Annotated in this window: 5 protein-coding genes; all 5 read left to right on the forward strand. The window is 68.2% G+C overall.

All coding sequences use genetic code 11. From position 1 onward, the window contains the following. Positions 1–156: 156 nt before the first annotated feature. Complete coding sequence (locus C492_RS14070; protein ID WP_049893070.1) at positions 157–1,482, forward strand: S8 family peptidase; 1,326 nt, start codon at positions 157–159, stop codon at positions 1,480–1,482. Between the two features lie 48 nt (positions 1,483–1,530). Beyond that, the gene (locus C492_RS14075; RefSeq protein ID WP_008424685.1) at positions 1,531–2,211 is read left to right on the forward strand and encodes an ABC transporter ATP-binding protein; all 681 of its coding nucleotides are present in this window, start codon (positions 1,531–1,533) and stop codon (positions 2,209–2,211) included. Positions 2,212–2,482: 271 nt separating this feature from the next. Beyond that, a complete protein-coding gene (locus C492_RS14080; RefSeq protein ID WP_008424686.1) occupies positions 2,483–2,698 on the forward strand; it encodes a helix-turn-helix domain-containing protein in 216 nt (71 codons plus the stop codon). Continuing rightward, complete coding sequence (locus C492_RS14085; RefSeq protein WP_008424688.1) at positions 2,685–3,266, forward strand: HTH domain-containing protein; 582 nt, start codon at positions 2,685–2,687, stop codon at positions 3,264–3,266. The genes C492_RS14080 and C492_RS14085 overlap by 14 nt, the downstream gene beginning before the upstream one ends. Then, on the forward strand, positions 3,263–3,535 hold a 273-nt coding region (locus C492_RS14090; protein ID WP_008424689.1), incomplete at its 3' end, for a thiolase family protein. The genes C492_RS14085 and C492_RS14090, both read left to right, overlap by 4 nt.

Below are 3,535 nucleotides of genomic sequence, written 5' to 3' on the forward strand. Positions count from 1 at the left end.
GGCGACCGACTCGAGGGACTGACGGCTCGTCGTCGGGTCTGAACCCGTTTTCGAACCGTTCGGTTCCACCGCTGGCATCAGTACTAGTTGCGAAGACAGTATTCAGTACCTGAATCGACGAGCAAGAATTAATATCGATTCGTCGAACCGAACTGTATGGTACGTGACTTCACATCACGGCGGGAGATGCTACAACTTCTGGGAGCCGCGGGTGCGAGCCTGTCGTTCGTCGGGCTGGCGTCGGCGAGTGACGGCCGGGCGCGGTACGTCGTCCGGACCAGCGACGCCGCCGCGATCGAACGCGAGGGATTCGAGGTGCTGGCGGAGTTGGCCGACGGAACAGTCGCGCTGGTCGCAGGCCCCGAGGACGCGACCGACGAGCTCGCGACCGTAGCCGGCGTCTCTACGGCGGTCCCCGACTTCGAAGTCGAACTCGATGGGCCTGCACCCGCCGACATCAACGCCGAACCGACCGTCGTCGACATCGACCCGGACGACGTCTACGACGAGGTGCTCTGGGACAAGCAGCTACAGCAGGTCCGGGAGGCTCACGAGTACGCCACCGGAGCGGGTCGGACCGTCGCCATCCTCGACACCGGCGTCGACGACGACCACCCCGATCTGGACGTCGACGAGGATCGCAGCGTCGTGATCACCGACGGACAGCCGGTTCCGGAGGTCGGGGACTCGAGCTTCCACGGAACCCACGTGGCGGGGACCGCCGCGGGAACGGGCGACGTCGCGATGGTCGGAACTGCGCCGGATGCGACGGTCGTCTCGGTGCGGATCCTCGGCCCCGAAACGGGTGCGTGGGGAGACATCCTCGCGGGCATGGAGTACGCCGCGGAAATCGGCGCCGACGCGGCGAACATGAGCATCGGGACGGCACCCATTCCGCCGCAGGGACACGCCGACGGCTACAACCGACTCATGCAGTCCGTTGCGAACACCGTCACGCGGGACGGGACGTTGCTCGTCGGCAGCGCCGGCAACGACGACGCGAACCTCCAGCAAGGTGGGTACTTTACGCTCCCGAACAGCCTGTCGGGTGTACTCTCGATCGGCGCGACGACGCCGACCGATCTGAAGACGCTGTACTCGAACTACGGTACCAACGAGATCGGCGTCGGTGCCCCGGGAGGCGGATACGAGAACGAGGACAAGACGTACGAGTCCGACGACGTCGAGTATCCGTGGCCGTTGAACGCGGTGTTCTCGACCCTTCCGGCGACGGGACTTCTCCCCGATCCGTACGTAGATACGGCGATCGACGGCGAGGCCTACGGCTGGGCGATGGGAACCTCGATGGCAGCTCCGCAGGTATCCGGACTGGCCGCGCTGGTCCGCGAAGCGGATCCGTCGACGAACGCTCGTCAGATCGAGAGCGCGATCGCCCACGGCGCCGAAGGGAGTAACGGCCACGGCGATCCCGAACTGAGCGCGGGACGGGTAAACGCCCTGCGAACCCTCGAGTCGCTGTAAGCAGCCGAGAAGTGCAACTATTTGAACGACGGATTCCAACCGACATCCGTGACCGCGGACGAGCCCGTTCTGGCCGCGATCGACGTCTCGGTGGGTCGTGGAGGCCAGCCGATTCTCGAGGAGCTCTCCCTGTCGATCCCCACCGGGTCGCGGACGCTGGTCCGCGGTCCCAGCGGCGCCGGGAAGTCGACGCTGTTTTCGGTGCTCGGCCTGCTCGAGCCGCCCGACGAGGGGCGCGTCCTCGTCCACGGGACCGACGCCAGCGAGCTCTCGGAGCGGGGCCGCGCCCGGCTGCGCCGGGACGCGATCGGGTTCGTCTTCCAGGACTTCCAGCTGGTGCCGGACCTGACCGCCCGCGAGAACGCGCTGTTGCCCCAGGACCACGGCGGCGACCGCGACGAGGCGTGGGTCGACGAGCTGCTCGAGACCCTCGCGGTCGCCGACCGCGCGGACCGGTATCCGGCGACGCTCAGCGGCGGCGAGAAACAGCGGGTCGCGATCGCCCGCGCGCTCGCCAACCGACCCGCGGTGGTGCTGGCCGACGAGCCGACCGGACAGCTCGATCCGGAGACGACCGACCGCGTCGCGGGGCTGTTGCTCGACGTGCAGGCGTCGGCCGACACCGCGCTCGTGACGATCAGCCACGACCCGTCGCTCGAGGACCTGTTCGACCGGACCGCGAGGCTGCGCGACCGCCGACTGGTCGAGACTCCGACCGCCGACGGCTGAACCGCCGGATGCGGCGGTGCGACGAGCTGATTCGACCGCCCTCCGTTCGGCTTCCAAACTATGTTGGAGTGGGTAATTTATCCCGTCGGCTCCTCGGGTAGCACGCGGACCTTCCAGAAGAACTCTGGAACCGCACGCGATTGGCCGTCTCACGGTCACTCGTGGACATCACCCTTTCCGTACCTCTCCGTCGAACCCGGTATCGAGACCGTGGTTCTCGTGGACACAGGTCAGACAACGTTTATATCCAGCGCCGTTGCCGTCTCCGGTGATGTCCACGAGCGAACAGAAGTTAGCGGTTCCGGACGAACTCGGTTCGGCGCGAACCAAACTCGTTTATCTATCGCTGCTCGAACTGGGGGAGGCGACTGCGAGCGAACTCCAGCAGTTGCTGGGGCTGTCGAAGCTGACGCTGCTACCGATCCTCTCGGAACTGGTCGCCCACGGGCTCGCCGAGCGCGAGCAGGGGATGTATGTCAGCCGGTGATCCCGCGGTTCCGACCGGGAACGGCGCGCTCGAGAACCCGCTCCGGGTCGACTGCTACGTTCGACCGACCGTCCCGACGGCCGTCGAGGACGTCCTCGAGGCCGTCGCCGACCGCCTCGAGGAGTTGCGGGCCGACGGCGTCGTCGACGAGTACCGAATCGTCCCGTGGCCGCCCGACGGTCCCGCAACCGATGGGAACGGGTCGGCCCGGGACGGCCTGATGGACGCCTTCGAGGACTGGGCCGAGCGACGGGGCTACTCCCTCGAGCCGGCGTTCCGACGCCGGGAGGTCCCGCCGTCGCCGCTGCGTGCCGACGGCGACTCCCTCGAGCGGGTTCGCGTCCCGCTGGTCGCGCTGGCGCTGTACGAGGCGACCGACGGCGACGACCGCGCCGGGGCGACGCTTCGCGGGGTCGTCCCGCACGCGGAGCGAACCGACGCGGGCGCGACTCGGACACACACCGTCGAGGAGTGGCTCTCGGCCGCCGAGCGCGACGGGACGTCGACCGACGAGTCGCCCGGAGCGGCCCGAGGCGAGCAGGTACCGATCCCGGAGGGAGGACGATGACGGCGTCGGACCGCGTCGCGATCGTCGGCGCCTCGATGACCCAGTTCGGCCAGCGCGAGGCGTGGATTCAGGAGCTCCTCGCCGAGGCCGGACTCGAGTGTCTCGAGGACGCGGGCGCTGACGCGAGCGACGTCGATCACCTGTACGTCTCGAACATGACCAGCGGCGAGTTCGAGGGGATGACGGGCGTGATGAACGCCCTGGCCCACGACATCGGCGCGATGCCGGCGTACACCCAGCGGGTCGACCAGACCAGCTCGAGCGGCGGG

Source organism: Natronococcus jeotgali DSM 18795 (genome assembly GCF_000337695.1).
Lineage (GTDB): Archaea > Halobacteriota > Halobacteria > Halobacteriales > Natrialbaceae > Natronococcus > Natronococcus jeotgali.

What these genes read in the sequence shown, in the direction of transcription:
- C492_RS14070 (WP_049893070.1), top strand. Translation starts at nt 157, where the DNA reads ATGGTACGTGACTTCACATCACGGCGGGAGATGCTACAACTTCTGGGA.
- C492_RS14080 (WP_008424686.1), top strand. Translation starts at nt 2,483, where the DNA reads ATGTCCACGAGCGAACAGAAGTTAGCGGTTCCGGACGAACTCGGTTCG.
- C492_RS14085 (WP_008424688.1), top strand. Translation starts at nt 2,685, where the DNA reads ATGTCAGCCGGTGATCCCGCGGTTCCGACCGGGAACGGCGCGCTCGAG.